At 68.1% G+C, this 16,080-nt stretch carries 13 protein-coding genes; 9 read left to right on the top strand and 4 right to left on the bottom strand.

Going from position 1 to position 16,080, the window contains the following annotated elements; all coding sequences use genetic code 11:
• Positions 1-126: 126 nt before the first annotated feature.
• The gene (locus tag ACYCO6_RS01500) at positions 127-1,053 is read right to left on the bottom strand and encodes a metal ABC transporter substrate-binding protein (RefSeq protein ID WP_459768653.1); all 927 of its coding nucleotides are present in this window, start codon (positions 1,051-1,053) and stop codon (positions 127-129) included.
• Between the two features lie 180 nt (positions 1,054-1,233).
• Here ACYCO6_RS01500 and ACYCO6_RS01495 point away from each other — a divergent pair, with 180 nt between their 5' ends.
• The 7 genes from ACYCO6_RS01495 (at position 1,234) to ACYCO6_RS01465 (ending at position 11,030) form a co-directional block, all read left to right on the top strand.
• Complete coding sequence (locus ACYCO6_RS01495; protein WP_459768651.1) at positions 1,234-1,767, top strand: Spy/CpxP family protein refolding chaperone; 534 nt, start codon at positions 1,234-1,236, stop codon at positions 1,765-1,767.
• Positions 1,768-1,890: 123 nt separating this feature from the next.
• Positions 1,891-3,651: an ABC transporter ATP-binding protein gene (locus ACYCO6_RS01490; RefSeq protein ID WP_459768649.1), complete on the top strand. Its 1,761-nt coding sequence runs from the start codon at positions 1,891-1,893 to the stop codon at positions 3,649-3,651.
• 125 nt (positions 3,652-3,776) lie between these two features.
• Complete coding sequence (locus tag ACYCO6_RS01485; protein WP_459768647.1) at positions 3,777-4,865, top strand: branched-chain amino acid aminotransferase; 1,089 nt, start codon at positions 3,777-3,779, stop codon at positions 4,863-4,865.
• Between the two features lie 27 nt (positions 4,866-4,892).
• The gene (locus ACYCO6_RS01480; RefSeq protein ID WP_459768646.1) at positions 4,893-6,710 is read left to right on the top strand and encodes a DEAD/DEAH box helicase family protein; all 1,818 of its coding nucleotides are present in this window, start codon (positions 4,893-4,895) and stop codon (positions 6,708-6,710) included.
• Between the two features lie 133 nt (positions 6,711-6,843).
• On the top strand, positions 6,844-8,130 hold the full coding sequence (oxlT, locus tag ACYCO6_RS01475) for an oxalate/formate MFS antiporter (protein ID WP_459768644.1): 1,287 nt from the start codon (positions 6,844-6,846) through the stop codon (positions 8,128-8,130).
• A 51-nt stretch (positions 8,131-8,181) separates the two neighbouring features.
• Positions 8,182-9,927: an oxalyl-CoA decarboxylase gene (gene oxc, locus ACYCO6_RS01470; RefSeq protein ID WP_459768642.1), complete on the top strand. Its 1,746-nt coding sequence runs from the start codon at positions 8,182-8,184 to the stop codon at positions 9,925-9,927.
• 407 nt (positions 9,928-10,334) lie between these two features.
• Entirely contained in the window at positions 10,335-11,030 is a 696-nt protein-coding gene (locus ACYCO6_RS01465) for an alpha/beta hydrolase (RefSeq protein ID WP_459768640.1), read from the top strand.
• A 207-nt stretch (positions 11,031-11,237) separates the two neighbouring features.
• On the opposite strand, the gene frc is transcribed toward ACYCO6_RS01465, so the two are convergent.
• Together frc and ACYCO6_RS01455 are read right to left on the bottom strand one after the other, a co-directional pair.
• Positions 11,238-12,488 (bottom strand): formyl-CoA transferase, encoded by a 1,251-nt coding sequence (gene frc, locus ACYCO6_RS01460; protein WP_459768638.1) that lies wholly within the window; start codon positions 12,486-12,488, stop codon positions 11,238-11,240.
• Between the two features lie 55 nt (positions 12,489-12,543).
• Positions 12,544-13,017 carry a PAS domain-containing protein gene (locus ACYCO6_RS01455; protein ID WP_459768636.1) on the bottom strand — a complete coding sequence of 158 codons (474 nt, stop codon included), beginning with the start codon at positions 13,015-13,017 and terminating at the stop codon, positions 12,544-12,546.
• Positions 13,018-13,316: 299 nt separating this feature from the next.
• Here ACYCO6_RS01455 and ACYCO6_RS01450 point away from each other — a divergent pair, with 299 nt between their 5' ends.
• Together ACYCO6_RS01450 and ACYCO6_RS01445 are read left to right on the top strand one after the other, a co-directional pair.
• Positions 13,317-13,970: an ABC transporter ATP-binding protein gene (locus ACYCO6_RS01450; protein ID WP_459768634.1), complete on the top strand. Its 654-nt coding sequence runs from the start codon at positions 13,317-13,319 to the stop codon at positions 13,968-13,970.
• Positions 13,971-14,110: 140 nt separating this feature from the next.
• Positions 14,111-15,352, top strand: coding sequence for a capsule biosynthesis protein (locus ACYCO6_RS01445; protein ID WP_459768632.1), 1,242 nt, complete (start codon positions 14,111-14,113; stop codon positions 15,350-15,352).
• Positions 15,353-15,424: 72 nt separating this feature from the next.
• Here ACYCO6_RS01445 and ACYCO6_RS01440 read toward each other — a convergent pair whose 3' ends face one another.
• Entirely contained in the window at positions 15,425-16,006 is a 582-nt protein-coding gene (locus ACYCO6_RS01440; protein WP_459768630.1) for a hypothetical protein, read from the bottom strand.
• Positions 16,007-16,080 lie beyond the last annotated feature (74 nt).

Genomic DNA, 16,080 nt, shown 5'->3' with positions numbered 1-16,080 from the left:
GCCCCAAGGCCTTGAGCCCTCGCGCACGAGGATCGGCTGGCACCCGTTCCGTTAGGCTAGTGGGGGCCTCTTAACCGTCAGTTTACGCTATGTCATGTCCAACCCGGTGCAAGCGAAGGTCGCTCGTCAGCCAGGCATGAGAGCCCCGACGAACGCCCGCAGATTCGACCGCATCAGGTCGAGATAGGTGGATGCCGGGCCATCCGGTCCCGAGAGAGCGTCGGAATAGACCTTGCCGCCGATGCGGGCGCCGCTTTCGCGGGCGATCTGCTCCATCTGGCGCGGATCGCTGATGTTCTCCAGGAACACCGCGGGCACGCGGTCCCGGCGGATCTGCCGGATGATCGCCGCAACATCGCGGGGGCTCGCCTCGCTGTCGGTGGAGACGCCCTGCGGAGCGACGAAGTGCAGGCCGTAGGCCGCCGCGAAGTACCCGAAGGCGTCGTGGGTCGTGATGATCCGGCGCCGCTCCGGCGGGATGCCGTCGATCGCGGCCCGCACGTCGCGCTCAAGGACGTCGAGCTTGGCGATGTAGCTGTCGGCGGCTTGCCGGTAAGCGGTGGCGTTGGCCGGATCGGCCTTCGCAAGCCCATCCCGGATGTTGGCCACGTAGGTCCGCACGTTGGCGACGTTCTGCCAGGCATGCGGGTCGGGGGCGTGGTCACCGTGGCCGCCCTCGCCATGGGCGTGCGCGTCTTGCGTATGCTCGTCCTGGGCTGGGATCGGCTTCACCCCCGCGGAGGCGACCACGACCGGCGCGCGCGTGCCGGAGGCCCGGATCAGCCTGTCGAGCCAGCCTTCCAAGCCGAGGCCGTTGACGAACACGCTGTCGGCTTCCGCGAGCTTGCGTGCATCGCCCGGAGACGGGCTGAAGCCGTGGACGTCCGCATCCGGCCCGACCAGCGTCACCACCGTCACATGCGGGCCGCCGACCTGTCGGACCAGATCCCCCAAGATCGAGAAGCTCGCGACGGCCTTGATCGGCGCTCCATTCTCGGCTGCCGCCGGGCCGGCGAGACCGAACCACAGGGCAAGCATCGCGAGCCATGCCATCCCGACCGTTCCCGACGCTCGCCGCACCGCCCTACTCCCGCCAGATCGCGTGAGCGGTCCATAATGTAACAGTATTACATACACAAGCGGGATACATGGTGGGCGCCTCATAGGCGTGAGGGCTGCTGCCGCGGACGCGTCTCGCACCGCCGGCATCCCGAGCGTGAGACGGAGATTTCCATGTCCCGACGTTTGAGAACCGCCATCCTCCTCACCGGTGCCCTCGGCCTGGGGCTGGCGGGTGCGGCCGCCGCGGGCGAGCACGGACCGGATGGATACCGGGAGCACGGGCGCTGGAGCGCACTCAGCCCCGAGGATCGGGCGGCCTTCACGGATGCCCGCATTGCCGCCCTGCATGCCGGTCTGAAGCTCAATCCCGACCAAGAGAAGCTCTGGCCGCCCGTGGAGGACGCGATCCGCAACCTGGCCAAACTGCGCCAGCAGCGCCGCGAGGCGATGCGCGATCGGCCCAGGTTCAGCGACGACGCTCCGGCCGCCCTGCGGGCGATGGCGGATGCCGCGACCGCGCGCGGCGAGGCGCTGCGAAAGCTCGCCGACGCGTCGCAGCCGCTCTACGCCAGCCTCGACCAGGACCAGAAGCGGCGCGCCATGATCCTCGCCCGGCCCATGGGTCCGATGGGCGGCCACGGTCGCATGGGCGGCTGGCATCACGGCCACGATGACGACCACAGACCCGGCGGCGACAACCGCTGAGCGCACCGCGGCCTGGAAGCTGGAGCTCGACAGGCTTGATCCGCGACGGCGGCGGCGGCAAACCGCTGCCGCCGTGCGTCTCACCCGTGGACGGCTGGCGACAGGTCCGACCCGGTAGGTTTCATGGCGCGCCTTCCCGGCGACACGGCTCCCCTTCTCGCCCGGCTCTGGCGCACCTGGTTGTTCCCGCACCGGGGCACCCTCGCGGTGGTGCTGGTCCTGATCGCGTTGGTGGGCGCTTCGACCGGGCTCTACCCGGCGCTGATCAAGGCCGCCTTCGACGCCTTCGACCGCAAGGATGCGGCGGCAATCGCCTACGGGCCGCTGGTGGTGATCGCCGTCACCGCCCTGCGCGGCTTCGCGCTCTACGGCCAGACGGTCCTGACCAACCGGGTTGTGACCCGGGTCGAGGCCGACATGCAGGCGGCGCTCTACGGCCACCTGATCGACTCGGATCTCGCCCAGCTCGGTCGCGAGAGCCCGGCAGCGCTGACCCAGCGTTTCACCACCGACTTCGCCTTCATCAAGGAAGCGCTGACCCGCATCTCCACGGTTCTCCTGCGCGACATCGCCATGCTGATCGGCCTCGTGGCGGCCCTGATCTGGATGGATCCGGTGCTGACCCTGGTGGCGGGCGTTACGGTGCCGTTCGTGGCCGGGCCGATCGGACGGATCGGCAAGAAGCTCCGGCGGGTCTCGACCTCCACGCAGGAGCAGATGGGCGCGACCGCGAGTCTGATCTCCGAGAGCCTTCAGGGTGCGCGCGTCGCCAAGACCTACGCGATGGAGACCTATCTGAAGGGCCGGGCCGTGCAGGCGCTGGACGAGGTGCGCCGCCTTAAGATGAAGGCCGCCAATGCCCGCGGTCGGCTCGACCCGCTTCTGGAGATCGGCGGCGGGATTGCGGTGGCCGGCGTGCTGGTGCTGGTCGGCCAACGCGTGCTGGCGGGCGAGAAGACGGTGGGCGATTTCACCGGCTACGTGGCGGCTTTGCTGCTCGCCGCCCAGCCCGCCCGCGCCCTGGGGAATCTCAACGCGATCCTGCAGGAGGCGGCAGCCGCGCTCCGGCGCTATTTCGACGTGATGGACGAGGCGCCCGGCATCCGTGAGGCGCCCGACGCCCGGCCGCTGACGGTGACCGCCGGGGCAATCCGCTTCGAGGGCGTGCGCTTCCGTTACCGGCCGGACGCGCCGGCGCTCGAGGGAATCGACCTCGCGGTTCCCGCAGGCTCGGTGACGGCGCTGGTGGGGCGTTCGGGCTCGGGCAAATCCTCGCTGCTCAACCTGGTCCCGCGGCTCTACGACGTGACCGCCGGCCACGTGACCATCGACGGCCAGGACGTGCGCGCCGTGACCCTGGCCTCGCTGCGCGATGCGGTGGCGGTCGTCTCGCAGGAGGTCGTCCTGTTCGATGATACGATCGCGGCGAATATCGGCTTCGGCCGGCCGCGGGCGAGCCGCGCCGAGATCGAGACGGCGGCCCAGGCCGCGGCGGCCCACGGCTTCGTCTCGGCCCTTCCGGAGGGCTACGACTTCCGGGTCGGCCCCGGCGGCGGCAGGCTCTCGGGCGGCGAGCGGCAGCGGGTGGCGCTCGCCCGCGCCTTTCTCAAGGACGCCCCGATCCTGCTCCTCGACGAGGCGACCTCGGCGCTGGATTCGGAATCCGAGCGCCTGGTCCAGGAGGCGCTGACCCGACTCATGCGCGGGCGCACCACCCTGGTGATCGCACACCGGCTCTCGACCGTGCGCGAGGCCGACCAGATCGTCGTGATGGAATCCGGCCGCGTGGTCGAGACCGGGCGGCACGACGACCTGATCGCGGTCGGCGGCGTCTATGCCCGCCTGCACCGGTTGCAACTCTCGGAGCCCACGACCGCGGAGTAGCGCGCCCGAGGCAGACGATCCGCCGGCACCACGCAACGCATGTGCGGCGATGCCGTCATGCGCGGGGTCCGTAGATTCGCGCGGCGGAGCGCGCCATAAGAGCCTCAGCCGACGAGGACCACACCGTGAGCGACCTGACGTTCAAGACGATAGCCCATCCCGCGCCCAGGACCGCCGAGGAGCGGGCCGCCCAAATGGCGAATCCGGGCTTCGGCAAGGTGTTCACAGACCACATGGTGGTGGCGCGCTACTCCGCCGGGCGCGGCTGGCACGATGCACGGATCCAAGCCCGCGAGGCGATCCCGCTCGATCCCGCCGCCGCGGTGCTGCACTACGCGCAGGAGATCTTCGAGGGCCTCAAAGCCTATCGCACCGCCGATGGCGGCGCCGCCCTGTTCCGGCCGGACGCCAATGCGCGCCGGTTCCGCCGCTCGGCCGAGCGCATGGCGATGGCGCCGTTTCCCGAGGATGCGTTCGTGGAGGCGGTCCGCAAACTGGTCGAGATCGACCGCGCCTGGATCCCCGACACGCCCGACGGCAGCCTCTATCTCCGGCCGTTCATGATCGCGTCCGAGGCATTCCTCGGCGTGAGGCCGGCCTCGGAATACCTGTTCGTGACGATCGCCTCAGCGGTGGGCTCTTACTTCAAGGATCCGGCCGGTACCGTCACGGTCTGGGTCTCGGAGCACTTCACCCGGGCGGCCCCGGGCGGCACCGGCGCGGCCAAGTGCGGCGGCAACTACGCGGCGAGCCTCGCCGCGCAGGCCGAGGCCACGGGCCAGGGCTGCGAGCAGGTCGTGTTCCTCGACGCGGCCGAGCGCCGCTACATCGAGGAGCTCGGCGGCATGAATGTGTTCTTCGTCTTCGAGGACGGGACGCTGGTGACGCCGCCGCTCTCGGACAGCATCCTGCCCGGGATCACCCGCGATTCGGTGATCACGCTGGCGCGCGAGGCCGGCCTCACCGTCAGGGAGGAGCCTTACACGATCGACGCTTGGCGGACCGACGTCCGGGAAGGCCGCCTCACCGAGGCCTTCGCCTGCGGCACCGCCGCGGTGATCACGCCGATCGGCACCGTGAAGAGCCGGGAAGACTCCTTCACCATCGGGAACGGAAAGGCCGGTCCCGTGGCGCAGCGGCTGCGCGGCATGCTGGTCGACATCCAGCGGGGCACCGTGAAGGACACGCATGGCTGGTTCCAGAAGCTCTTCTAGGACCGTCCGATCCATGTGGACGCACCCATGACGGAAGCGGCGGCCGAGATCGCGTGCGAGCCGGCCGCCGGCCCGTGGAATCCGGGCGTCCGATCCGATCTGCCGCCCGCCTTTCTGCCCCTCGTCACCGTTTACCGGCCCGAGCACGTCGAGACGCCGCTCCGCGATGCGCTGGAGACGAGCGATCTGTGCGGGCTGCCGGCCCGGCAGCTCACGCGGTTCAGGGCGCGCCGCCTCGTCGTCCACGAGGTCCTGATCCGGGTCATGTCGGACCTCTCCGTCCCGGTGGGCGCGGTCTACGCCGATCTCGGCGTGAATTTCCGGGCGATCGTCGCCACCATCCTGCGGGAGGGGATCGAGCCGCGGCTCGGAGAGGTCGAGACCGCCTTGACGCAGATCCGCGCCGAGGCCGACGCGGTTCTCGACCGCGAGATCGCCGCGATCCTCGATGACCGTCCGGCGACTCCGCCGCCTGCGCCGAACTGGCTCGACCGGCTCCTCGGGCGGCGTCCCCCCGAGGCGCCGCGCCCCCGCGAGGATCTCGCGACCCGGGCGCTGCGCCACCTCGAATCCTGGCATCGACGGGCGACCGAATCCGGCGACGGCCTGGAGATTGCCGCCTGCGAGTCCCTGCGCAGCGTGGTATCCGGCCTTATCGCCCGGCAGAACACGCTGATCCGCAACCCGGCACTGCTGCGCGGCATCGCCGGAACCCTCGTCTCGAACGGGTATGGAAGCCGCCGCGTCGGTGAGCTGATCGAGCCCTGGATGGCCGCCGTGGTCGATGCCCACGGCTATCGCAGGCTCGCCCCGCAGGCTTATCCGGTGGTGATGAACGTCAAGGGCGCCTCGGCGTCCGGGAAGAGCACGATCCGGCCCTACCAGCTCGGTTTGGCGAAGCGTCTCGGGATGGCTTGGTCCGACTTCGCCGTGATCACGCCGGACGTTTGGCGCAAGTTCCTGCTGGATTACGGCAGCCTCGGCGAGGCCTTCCGCTATGCCGGCACCCTGACCGGCTACGAGGTCGAGATCATCGATATGAAGCTCGACCGCTACGTCACCCGCAAGGCGGCCGAGCGACGGATCTCGAACCTGCTCATCGACCGGTTCCGGTTCGACAGCTTCAAGGCGGAGGCCGGTTCCGACGGAGGTGGTCAGTTGCTGACCCGGTTCGGCGACCGGGTCTACATGCAGTTCATGGTCACGCCTCCGGCCGACACGGTAGAACGGGCCTGGAAGCGGGGCGAACTCTTCGGACGCTACAAGGCGGTCGAGGACCTGCTGGCGCACAACGTGGAGGCCTATACGGGCATGCCGCGCCTGTTCTTCAACTGGGCGCTCGCCCGGGACAAGCAGGTGGTCTGCGAATTCCTGGACAACAGCGTCCCGCTGGGTGAGCGCCCGCGCACGATCGCGTTCTGCACCGGCGGGATCCTGAATATCCTCGACGTGAAAGGGCTGATCGACATCGATCGCTTCCGCAAGGTCGACATCTTCGCGCGCAGCCCCGACGAGGTCTTTCGCGGCGTGGACCTTGCAGCGGGCGCCAATACCGCTTTCCTGCGCGCCTGTCTGAGCCGAATGGCAACGGTCCGTTTTGCGCGCGCGGATACGGGGCGGGTGATCCTGCGCCTGGACCGCGGCCGGATCACGGGCCTCGACCGCGAGGGGCTGGCAGGGAATGGCGGAGGGGCCGAATGGGCCGCCGCCTGTGCCCTGATCGGCATCCCGGACGATCTCTCGGGTATCCCGGCGCTGGACGAGACGTTGAAGCCGGCCGATGAGCCGACGCTGGGGGCGTGGGGGCCCGTCGGCGGGTTCCGTTCCGACGGCCGGGCGGAATAATATCGCTGCCCTGACAGTTCATCCCGACCGTCTCACGCTGGTATATTGCATACCTGGAACGGATATGCATGATCGGCGCTCCACGAAAGACGCGCCCCGGTGAGGTCGCGCCGCCTTAGGGAGAGGCTCAGGGATGGAACGCCAGGATTCACCCTCGGCGAAATGGTGGCAGCTCGCCTTTGGCGTGATCTGCATGGCCATGATCGCCAATCTGCAATACGGCTGGACGCTGTTCGTCGATCCGATCGATCAGAAATATCATTGGGGCCGGGCGGCGATCCAGCTCGCCTTCACGCTGTTTGTTGCCACCGAGACCTGGCTCGTTCCGGTCGAGGCTTGGTTCGTCGACCGGTACGGCCCGAAGATCGTGGTCGCGTTCGGCGGTGTGATGATCGCCCTGGCCTGGACCATCGACGCCTACGCCGACAGCCTGTTCCTGCTCTATCTCGGCGCGGTGATCGGCGGCATCGGGGCCGGCTCGGTCTACGGCACCTGCGTGGGCAACGCACTGAAGTGGTTCCCGCATCGCCGCGGCCTGGCCGCCGGTGCCACCGCGGCCGGTTTCGGAGCGGGTGCGGCCATCACGGTGGTGCCGATCGCCAAGATGATTGCCTCCAGCGGCTACCAGGATGCCTTCCTGTATTTCGGCCTCGGCCAGGGCGCCGTGGTTTTCGCCCTCAGCTTCCTGCTGCGCAAGCCGTCTGTTGCCGTGCCGGTGCAGCGTAAGAGCCTGCGTCTGCCTCAGACCAAGGTCGACCGCACGCCGCGCGAGGCCGTGCGCGCGCCCGTCTTCTGGGTGATGTACGCGATGTTCGTGATGGTCGCCTCCGGCGGCCTGATGGCGGCGGCGCAGATCGCCCCGATCGCCCACGACTACAAAGTCGCAGGTGTTCCGGTGAGCCTGTTCGGCCTGCAGATGGCGGCCCTGACCTTTGCGATCTCGCTTGACCGCGTCTTCGACGGTTTCGGCCGGCCCTTCTTCGGCTTCGTCTCCGATAACATTGGCCGCGAGAACACGATGTTCATCGCCTTCTCGACGGCAGCCGCGGCGCTCATCGCGCTCACAACTTACGGAACCAATCCGCTGGTTTTTGTCTTCTCGACGGCAGTTTACTTCGGCGTCTTCGGAGAAATCTACTCGCTCTTCCCGGCGACCTGCGGCGACACGTTCGGCTCGAAGTTCGCAACCACCAATAATGGCCTTCTCTACACGGCCAAGGGTACGGCATCCTTTCTCGTGCCAGTGGCGAGCATCATCTCCGCTCAATACGGGTGGTCGGCGGTGTTTGCCATCAGCATCGGCCTGAACGTCACAGCGGCGGCGCTGGCGATGTTCGTCCTGCGCCCGATGCGGGCCCGCTACCTCGCCGAGGCCGAGCAGCCCGCGGCCCTGCCCGCCCAACCGATCCGGGCGGCCTGAGAACCGCCCCCGAAATCCCTACATCGCTACGGAATTCCCGGAGATACCCCGATGACCGCACTGGCCAAGATCGTTCACAACACACCCGAAATCGAGGCCGAGCCGGACCTGACCGACGGCTTCCACCTCGTCATCGACGCGCTCAAGCTCAACGGCATCGAGACCATCTACGGTGTCCCGGGCATCCCGATCACCGACCTCGGCCGGATGGCGCAGGCCGAGGGGATGCGGGTCATCTCGTTCCGGCACGAGCAGCACGCCGGCAACGCCGCGGCGATCGCGGGCTTCCTCACCAAGAAGCCCGGCATCTGCCTCACCGTCTCGGCCCCGGGCTTCCTGAACGGCCTGACGGCGCTGGCCAACGCCACCACCAACTGCTTCCCGATGATCCTGATCTCGGGCTCCTCCGAGCGGGAGATCGTCGACCTGCAGCAGGGCGACTACGAGGAGATGGATCAGCTCGCCATCGCCAAGCCCCTCTGCAAGGCGGCCTTCCGGGTGCTGCATGCGGCCGATATCGGCATCGGCGTGGCCCGCGCGATCCGCGCGGCCTGCTCGGGCCGCCCGGGCGGCGTCTATCTCGACCTGCCCGCCAAGCTGTTCTCCCAGGTGATGGACGCCGAGGCGGGCCGCAAGTCGCTCGTCAAGGTGATCGATCCGGCCCCGGCCCAGCACCCTGCCCCCGAGGCGATCGCCCGGGCCCTGGAGGTGCTGAAATCCGCCCGCCGGCCGCTGATCGTGCTGGGCAAGGGAGCCGCCTACGCGCAGGCCGATGCGGCGATCCGGGCGCTGGTGGAGACGAGCGGCATCCCCTACGTGCCGATGAGCATGGCCAAGGGCCTCCTGCCCGACACCCACCCGCTCTCGGCCGGCGCGGCACGCTCCACGGCGCTGAAGGACTCGGACGTGGTGCTGCTGATCGGCGCCCGGCTGAACTGGCTGCTGTCCCACGGCAAGGGCAAGACCTGGGGCGAGCCCGGCTCGACCAAGTTCATCCAGATCGACATCGAGCCCCGCGAGATGGACTCGAACGTCGAGATCGTCGCTCCGGTGGTCGGCGATATCGGCTCCTGCGTGCAGGCGCTGCTCGACGGGATGGGCCAGGGCTGGCAGCAGCCGCCGGCCGACTGGATCGACACGCTGAAGGCCAAGCGTGAGGCGAACATCGCCAAGATGGCGCCCAAGCTCATGAACAATGCCTCGCCCATGAACTTCCATGCCGCTCTGGGGGCGCTGCGCACGATCATCAAGGAGCGGCCGGACGCGATCCTGGTCAACGAGGGCGCCAACACCCTCGACCTCGCCCGGGGCATCATCGACATGTACCAGCCGCGCAAGCGCCTGGACGTGGGCACCTGGGGCATCATGGGCATCGGCATGGGCTTTGCCGTCGCGGCCGCGATCGAGACCGGCAAGCCGGTCCTGGCGGTGGAAGGCGACAGCGCCTTCGGCTTCTCCGGCATGGAGATCGAGACGATCTGCCGGTACGAGCTGCCGGTCTGCATCGTGGTGTTCAACAACAACGGCATCTACCGCGGCACGGACGCCGACCCGACCGGGCGTGACCCGGCCACGACGGTGTTCGTGAAGGACTCCCGCTACGACAAGATGATGGAGGCCTTTGGCGGCGTCGGCTACCACGTCACCACGCCGGACGAGCTGACCCGCGCGGTCAACGAGGCGATGAACTCCGGCCGGCCCGCGCTGGTCAACGCCGTGATCGACCCGGCCGCCGGCAGCGAGAGCGGCAACATCGGCAGCCTCAACCCGCAGAGCGGCATCAAGAAGAAGAAGTGAGGGCGGGGGCCACAAGAGGCCCCTGACCGCGAAGTCTTCACGCCGGCCGGGTCGCACAGCGATCCGGCCGTTTCCGCTCCCGGCAGCCGGGCTCGCACGCAGACCGCGTCGATGCGGTTCCGGTTCCTGGCGCGCGTCCTCTCCCCGTGTGGGAGTGGGACAGATCGTTCTGAGAAGGCACAGCCCTCGCCCCAGCTCTCTTCCCGCCGGGCAAGCAGATCCGCACCTCCCTCCCGGTCGCCAATCTTCTGAAAATGAGAGCGCCTTTCCCCTCCCCCTTGTCGGGAGGAGCGCGCGCCGGCGAGGCGACGTCTGAACATCGTAGCCCCGCCAGGCGAGGGAACGTGTCGCGGTCCGCGAAAGACGTCGTCCGACCACAACATCCCGACCTGATGAGAGATCCGGTTATGATCGATCCCGAGCTCGCCGGGCGCCTCCAGTTCCGTCACCGGCTGCCCACCCGCGAGCCGCTGCCGCCGGGGCGCCACCCACTCGGCCTGTTCGCCGAGCGCGACGCGGTTCTGGTGGTCCCGGAGGGGCTCGACCCCCGGCGCCCCTGCCGGCTCGTCGTGCTATTCCACGGCGGCGGCGGTAGCGCCGAGCGCATCCTCCCGATGCTGGAGGGACACGCCCGGGCCGAGCGGTTCCTGCTCCTGGCGCCGCAATCCCTGTTTCCGACCTGGGACATCGTCATCGCCGGACACGGTCCGGACAGGGAGAGGGTCGCGGCGGCGCTCGCCGCGGTGGCGGATCGCTTCCTCCTCGACCCCGAATACCTCTGCTTCGCTGGCCACTCGGATGGCGGCAGCTACACGCTTTCCCTCGGCCTCGCGAACGGGGACGTGGCGCGCCACCTGATCGTCTCGTCGGCCGGGTTCCTCTCCGTGCATCTGCAGGTCGGCGCACCGCGCATCTTCCTGTCGCACGGGGTCCGCGACGAACAGATCCCGATCGAGCGGAGCGCGCGTGTCCACGTCCCCAAGCTGCGGGAGGCGGGCTACGACGTGACTTACGTCGAGTATGACGGTCCCCACGCGCATCAGCCGCCCGTGGTGGCGCAGGCCGTGGCGTTCTTCATGGCTGGCGCTACAGCCGCAGCCTAGCAAGCGGATTGGTCCGCTCCCGCGGGGTGCCGACACGCCGCGGAACGATCCGGCCGGACCGATCAGGGCCGGCAGCGCCCTCCCCTGTCGCCGCCGAGCGATGCGCGGCAGACGAAGCCAGCCTCGCCAGAACCCGCACATGAAAAAGGACGGCGCCCGGGGGGCGCCGTCCTGTTCACGGATTGCAGAGGCTCTGGCGGCGACCGATCAGACTGCGCGGGCCGCGTGCATGGCCTGGATCTGCTCCTGCGTGTAGCCGAGGCCGGCCAGCACCTCGTCGGTGTGCTCGCCGAGCAGCGGCGAGGCCTTCACCTCCACCTTCATGTCGGAGAACTTGATCGGGCTCCCGACGGTCAGGTACTTGCCGAGCTTCGGGTGCGCCACCTCGACCACGGTGCCGCTCTCGCGCAGGGACTTGTCCTCGGCGATCTCCTTCATCGACAGCACCGGCGCGCAGGGGATGTCGTAGGTGCGCAGGATGTCCACCGCCTCGAACTTGGTCTTGTCGGCGAGCCACTCCTCGATCGTCGCGAAGATGTCGAAGATCTTGTCCTGGCGGGCGCGGGGGGTGTTGTAGGCCGGATCGGTGATCCACTCCTCCTTGCCGAGCGCCTTGCAGATCGGCGCCCAGGCATGACCCTGGATGGTGAAGTAGATGTAGGCGTTCGGGTCGGTCTCCCAGCCCTTGCACTTGAGCACCCAGCCCGGCTGGCCGCCGCCGCCCGCGTTGCCGCCGCGCGGCACCACGTCCGAGAACTCGCCGTGCGGGTACTGCGGGTACTCCTCGAGGTAGCCCAGCGCATCGAGGCGCTGCTGGTCGCGCAGCTTCACCCGGCACAGGTTGATCACCGAGTCCTGCATCGACACGGCGACCTTCTGGCCCTTGCCGGTCTTGTTCTTCTGGTGGAGCGCCGTGAGGATGCCGATGGCAAGGTGCATGCCGGTGTTGGAATCGCCGAGCGCGGCGGCGCTGACGGTGGGCGGCCCGTCCCAGAAACCCGTGGTCGAGGCGGCGCCGCCGGCGCACTGCGCGACGTTCTCGTAGACCTTCAGGTCCTCGTAATGGTGACCGTCGGAGAACCCCTTCACCGAGGCGAGGATCATGCCCGGGTTCAGCTCCTGAATGCGCGCCCAGGAGAAGCCCATCCGGTCGAGCGCGCCGGGGCCGAAATTCTCGACCATGACGTCGGAGTTGCGGATCAGCTTCTCCAGAACCTCCTTGCCGGCCTGGGTCTTGGTGTCGAGGGTGAGGGAGCGCTTGTTGGAGTTCAGCATCGTGAAGTAGAGCGCGTCCGCGTCCTCGACGTGACGCAGCTGGGTGCGGGTCACATCACCGGCGCCGGGGCGCTCGACCTTGATCACGTCGGCGCCGAACCACGCCAGCAGCTGCGTGCAGGCAGGCCCAGCCTGAACGTGCGTGAAGTCGATGATCTTGATCCCTTCCAGCGGCTTACTCATTGGGCGTTTTCCCTTTCCGGTTTGCTGATCGGATTCTTCGGACAATCCGACGGGCTCAGGAGGCCCGGCGTGACGGCTCCGACGAAGCTTCGAGTTCGGTCACGCGCTGGCGCAGGCGCTTCTCCTCGGCCCAGCGCTCCGTCTCGTCGCGGATCACCGCGACAATTCCGGTCACTCGGTCGGAGGCATCCCGCACCATCCCCACCGTGAAGGCGATGGAGAGCTGGCTTCCGTTCTTGTGGAGCGCCGGCACCCTCAGGGTCTCCGCACCGTAACGGGTCACGCCGGTTCGCATCGTCTTGGCATAGCCATCCCAGTGGCGGCGCCGGTGCCGTTCGGGCGTGATCAGGTCGAGTGTCTGTCCGAGCGCCTCTCGGGCGGTAAAGCCGAAGATCCGCTCGGCGGCCGGATTCCAGACGGTGATCGCACCGTCCGGATCGGACACCACCACCGCATCCCCCATGGCCTCGACGAGGCCTGCGAGATCGGTTTGCGGTTCGACTGTCGCGCGGGCCATTGCAGCTGTCATGGGCGGTCCTTCTCTCCACAGGTGGAGCTAAAGTTCCGGCTCACCGGCCCCGCACTCCGGTCGTATCGCCGCTCCGAGTGGTATTTGGTATGCCATACACCTGATTCCGTCAACGCCCCCGCCACAAGCTGCACTTTCATGCGGGATCGTTCTGTATCTTTCCCAGCCGTAGTCGCGCGTCCGATCCGACGTCGCGGGTGCCTATCGTCTTCTCAGATTTGCCGCTTTCCGCGGGCAGTTGCTCGGCCACCCGACAGCTCGGACCGGCGGTTCGACGATCCGTCCTGGAGACCATCCCGGTGATCCGCTTCGAGAAAGTCAGCAAGGTTTACCGCACTGAGGGCCACCGGCGGACCATCCTGGAACAGGCCTCGTTCACGCTGAAGCCGGGCATCTCCTACGGGATCCTCGGCATCAATGGTGCCGGCAAGTCGACCACGATGCGGCTCATTGCCGGGACCGAGGATCCAACGCGGGGCAAGATCCACCGCGGCCTCCGGGTTTCCTGGCCTCTCGGCTTCGCCGGTGGCTTCCATCCGAAGATGACCGGCCGCGACAACGTCACCTTCGTTGCCCGGATCTACGGCGAAGATCCGCGGAAGGTTCTCGATTTCGTCGAGGATTTCTCGGAACTCGGCAGCTATCTCGACGTGCCGATCTACACCTACTCATCCGGCATGGGCGCGCGGCTCGCCTTCGGGATGAGCATGGCGATCCCGTTCGACTGCTACCTGATCGATGAGATCACCTCGGTGGGCGACGCCCGCTTCTCCAAGCGCTGCGACGAGGTCTTCTCCCAGCGCCGCAAGAATGCGGATATCATCATGGTCTCGCACTCGATGGAGACGATCCGCCAGTGGTGCTCGCAGGGTCTCGTCCTGCTCAACGGACGCGCGATCATCTACGAGGATGTCAACGACGCCATTGAGGTCTATCGGCGCCTCAACGCCTGAGCCTGCGGCCCGGCGCAGGGCCGTAAAGACATGCTTTTGCCGCCTCCGCGTGCGAGAGACATCCGCCGCGTGCGCTGCGGCGCGGTCGAGAGCCCGGTGACGGGTCGACCTTCGGGGCCGGGGAGGCCGGAAATCAGGCCATGAACATGGAGATCCGGAAGGCCGAGGGGCAGCCGGTCACGACCGCCGATCGCCAGCAGGCGATCACCGAGTCGCTGCGGCAGATCGCCCGCATGTCGCGCTTCGCCGACCGCAAGAAGGGCATTCGCTCCTATCAGACCAACGTCAAGAATGATCCCTGGATCCCGATTCTGTTCGTGGTCTGCTTCGTGCTGCCGACTCTGGCTGGGGCCATCTATTACGGGCTGATCGCCTCCGACCGCTTCGTGACGGAAGCGCGGTTCGCGATCCGGCCGGCGATCGGCGCATCCGAGAAGGGGGGCTCGGAGTCAGGCGGGACCAGTTCGAGCGGGCAGAGCCAGATGGTCTCGCAGGACATACAGATCACCCGGGAATACATCCTCAGCCGACCGATGCTGGAGATCTTGGAAGCGCAGTTGCCGCTCCGTGAGTGGTTCAGCCGTGACAGCATCGACTACTTCTCGCGCTTCGACCCGGAAAAGCCGATCGAGAAGTTTCTCCGCTACTGGAAGCGGCGCGTCGGCATCGAAGTTGAGGGTGGATCCGGGATCATGTCGGTCTCCGTCGAAGCCTTCACTCCAGACGAGTCTCTCGCCATCGCCAAGGCCGTGATGAAGGAGGCCGAGCGGATGGTGAATAACCTCACCGTGAAGCTACGCGCCGATGCGTTGGCCGAGAGTTCCCGCGAGCTGAAGCTCGCCGAGGATCGGATGATCAAGATCCGCCTCGCGATGCGGGATCTGCGCAATCAGGAGGGCATACTCGACGCGCAGAAATCGAATGAAGCCAACCTCAAGATGATCTCCGAGATGCGCGCATCCCGCGTCAACCTCGCGGTACAGCTCGCGATCGGTCAGCGTGATCTCGGCCCGGATTCCCGCCGCATCATGGACATCAAGCAGCAGATCAAGGATCTCGACGACAACATCGCCAAGATCGAGCGGCAATCGGCCAGCCAGGATCCGGAGCAGAAGCGCTTGCTGTCCGACGCGCTGACACGGTTCGAGGCGTTCGAGAACGAGCGCAAAAACGCGGAGAAGTACTACCAGCAGGTGCTGACCGCGTACGAGCGGGCCCGCATCATCGCAGCCCGGCAAATCGAGTTCTTCAGCCCGATCGTGGAGCCGGTGCAGGCGCAATCCTCCATCGAGCCGCGGCGGATCCTGATGATCAGCCTGATCACCGCGGGCGCCGCAGTGCTGTTCGCCGCGTCGATGTTCGCGCGGAAGATGATGGCCTGAGGCGGGGGCTGCCCGGGGCGCTCTCCGCCGAACCGAACGCCGATCCGGCGGAGAGCGCGTTCGGACAGGGGCTTACAGCCGATCGGCGGCGGGGCCGACGGTGCCGCCGGTCCAGCCCTGAGCCCGCCAGTCCTCGGCGCGTTCGTCGAGGTCGATCGAGCCCGCACGGTCGAGGATGGCCAGCACGCGATCGGCCCGGGTCTCGTCGGCCCGCACGGTGACCAGCGTACCGCCCCGGCGGATACCTTCGGCATAGGTCTCGGCCTCACCCTCGCTCAGGCCGGCACCCGTGAGGCCTCCGATCAGCCCTCCGGCCGCGGCGCCGACGCCGGCGCCCGTCACCGCGGCCACCAGCCAGCCGGCCGCCACCACCGGACCGAGACCGGGAATCGCCAGCAGCCCGAGTCCGGCGAGCAGCCCGGCACCGCCGCCCAGGACAGTGCCGACGGTCGCGCCGGTGCCGGCGGCATCGGCCGCGTCCATCGTTTCCGGCGCGGCGCTGGTGGAGGGCTTCGGTGCAGCCGGGGTGGGCTCGGCCCTGTTGCTGATGATGCTGATGTCGGCATGGGGGATGCCGGCAGCCTCGAGCTGATCCACCGCGCTGGCCGCGGCCTCGTAATCGTCGAACAAGGCGGTCAGGGCGCGTGCGGTCATGGGAACCCTCCGATGATCGGGCCCCGTTGGAATGCCCGGCGATGGCGGCGCCGGGCCGAGCGGGGCGGAGACAG

The sequence above is a fragment of the Methylobacterium sp. CM6257 genome, from assembly GCF_054611515.1.
Note: the sequence above shows the minus strand (reverse complement) of the source record. Positions and strands in the feature narration are given on the sequence as shown.

Excerpts from the sequence above, each read along its gene's own strand:
- ACYCO6_RS01440 (WP_459768630.1), bottom strand. The coding sequence starts at position 16,006 with ATGACCGCACGCGCCCTGACCGCCTTGTTCGACGATTACGAGGCCGCG.
- ACYCO6_RS01465 (WP_459768640.1), top strand. The coding sequence starts at position 10,335 with ATGATCGATCCCGAGCTCGCCGGGCGCCTCCAGTTCCGTCACCGGCTG.
- ACYCO6_RS01500 (WP_459768653.1), bottom strand. The coding sequence starts at position 1,053 with ATGGCATGGCTCGCGATGCTTGCCCTGTGGTTCGGTCTCGCCGGCCCG.
- ACYCO6_RS01480 (WP_459768646.1), top strand. The coding sequence starts at position 4,893 with ATGACGGAAGCGGCGGCCGAGATCGCGTGCGAGCCGGCCGCCGGCCCG.
- ACYCO6_RS01455 (WP_459768636.1), bottom strand. The coding sequence starts at position 13,017 with ATGACAGCTGCAATGGCCCGCGCGACAGTCGAACCGCAAACCGATCTC.
- oxlT (WP_459768644.1), top strand. The coding sequence starts at position 6,844 with ATGGAACGCCAGGATTCACCCTCGGCGAAATGGTGGCAGCTCGCCTTT.
- ACYCO6_RS01445 (WP_459768632.1), top strand. The coding sequence starts at position 14,111 with ATGAACATGGAGATCCGGAAGGCCGAGGGGCAGCCGGTCACGACCGCC.
- oxc (WP_459768642.1), top strand. The coding sequence starts at position 8,182 with ATGACCGCACTGGCCAAGATCGTTCACAACACACCCGAAATCGAGGCC.
- frc (WP_459768638.1), bottom strand. The coding sequence starts at position 12,488 with ATGAGTAAGCCGCTGGAAGGGATCAAGATCATCGACTTCACGCACGTT.
- ACYCO6_RS01495 (WP_459768651.1), top strand. The coding sequence starts at position 1,234 with ATGTCCCGACGTTTGAGAACCGCCATCCTCCTCACCGGTGCCCTCGGC.
- ACYCO6_RS01490 (WP_459768649.1), top strand. The coding sequence starts at position 1,891 with ATGGCGCGCCTTCCCGGCGACACGGCTCCCCTTCTCGCCCGGCTCTGG.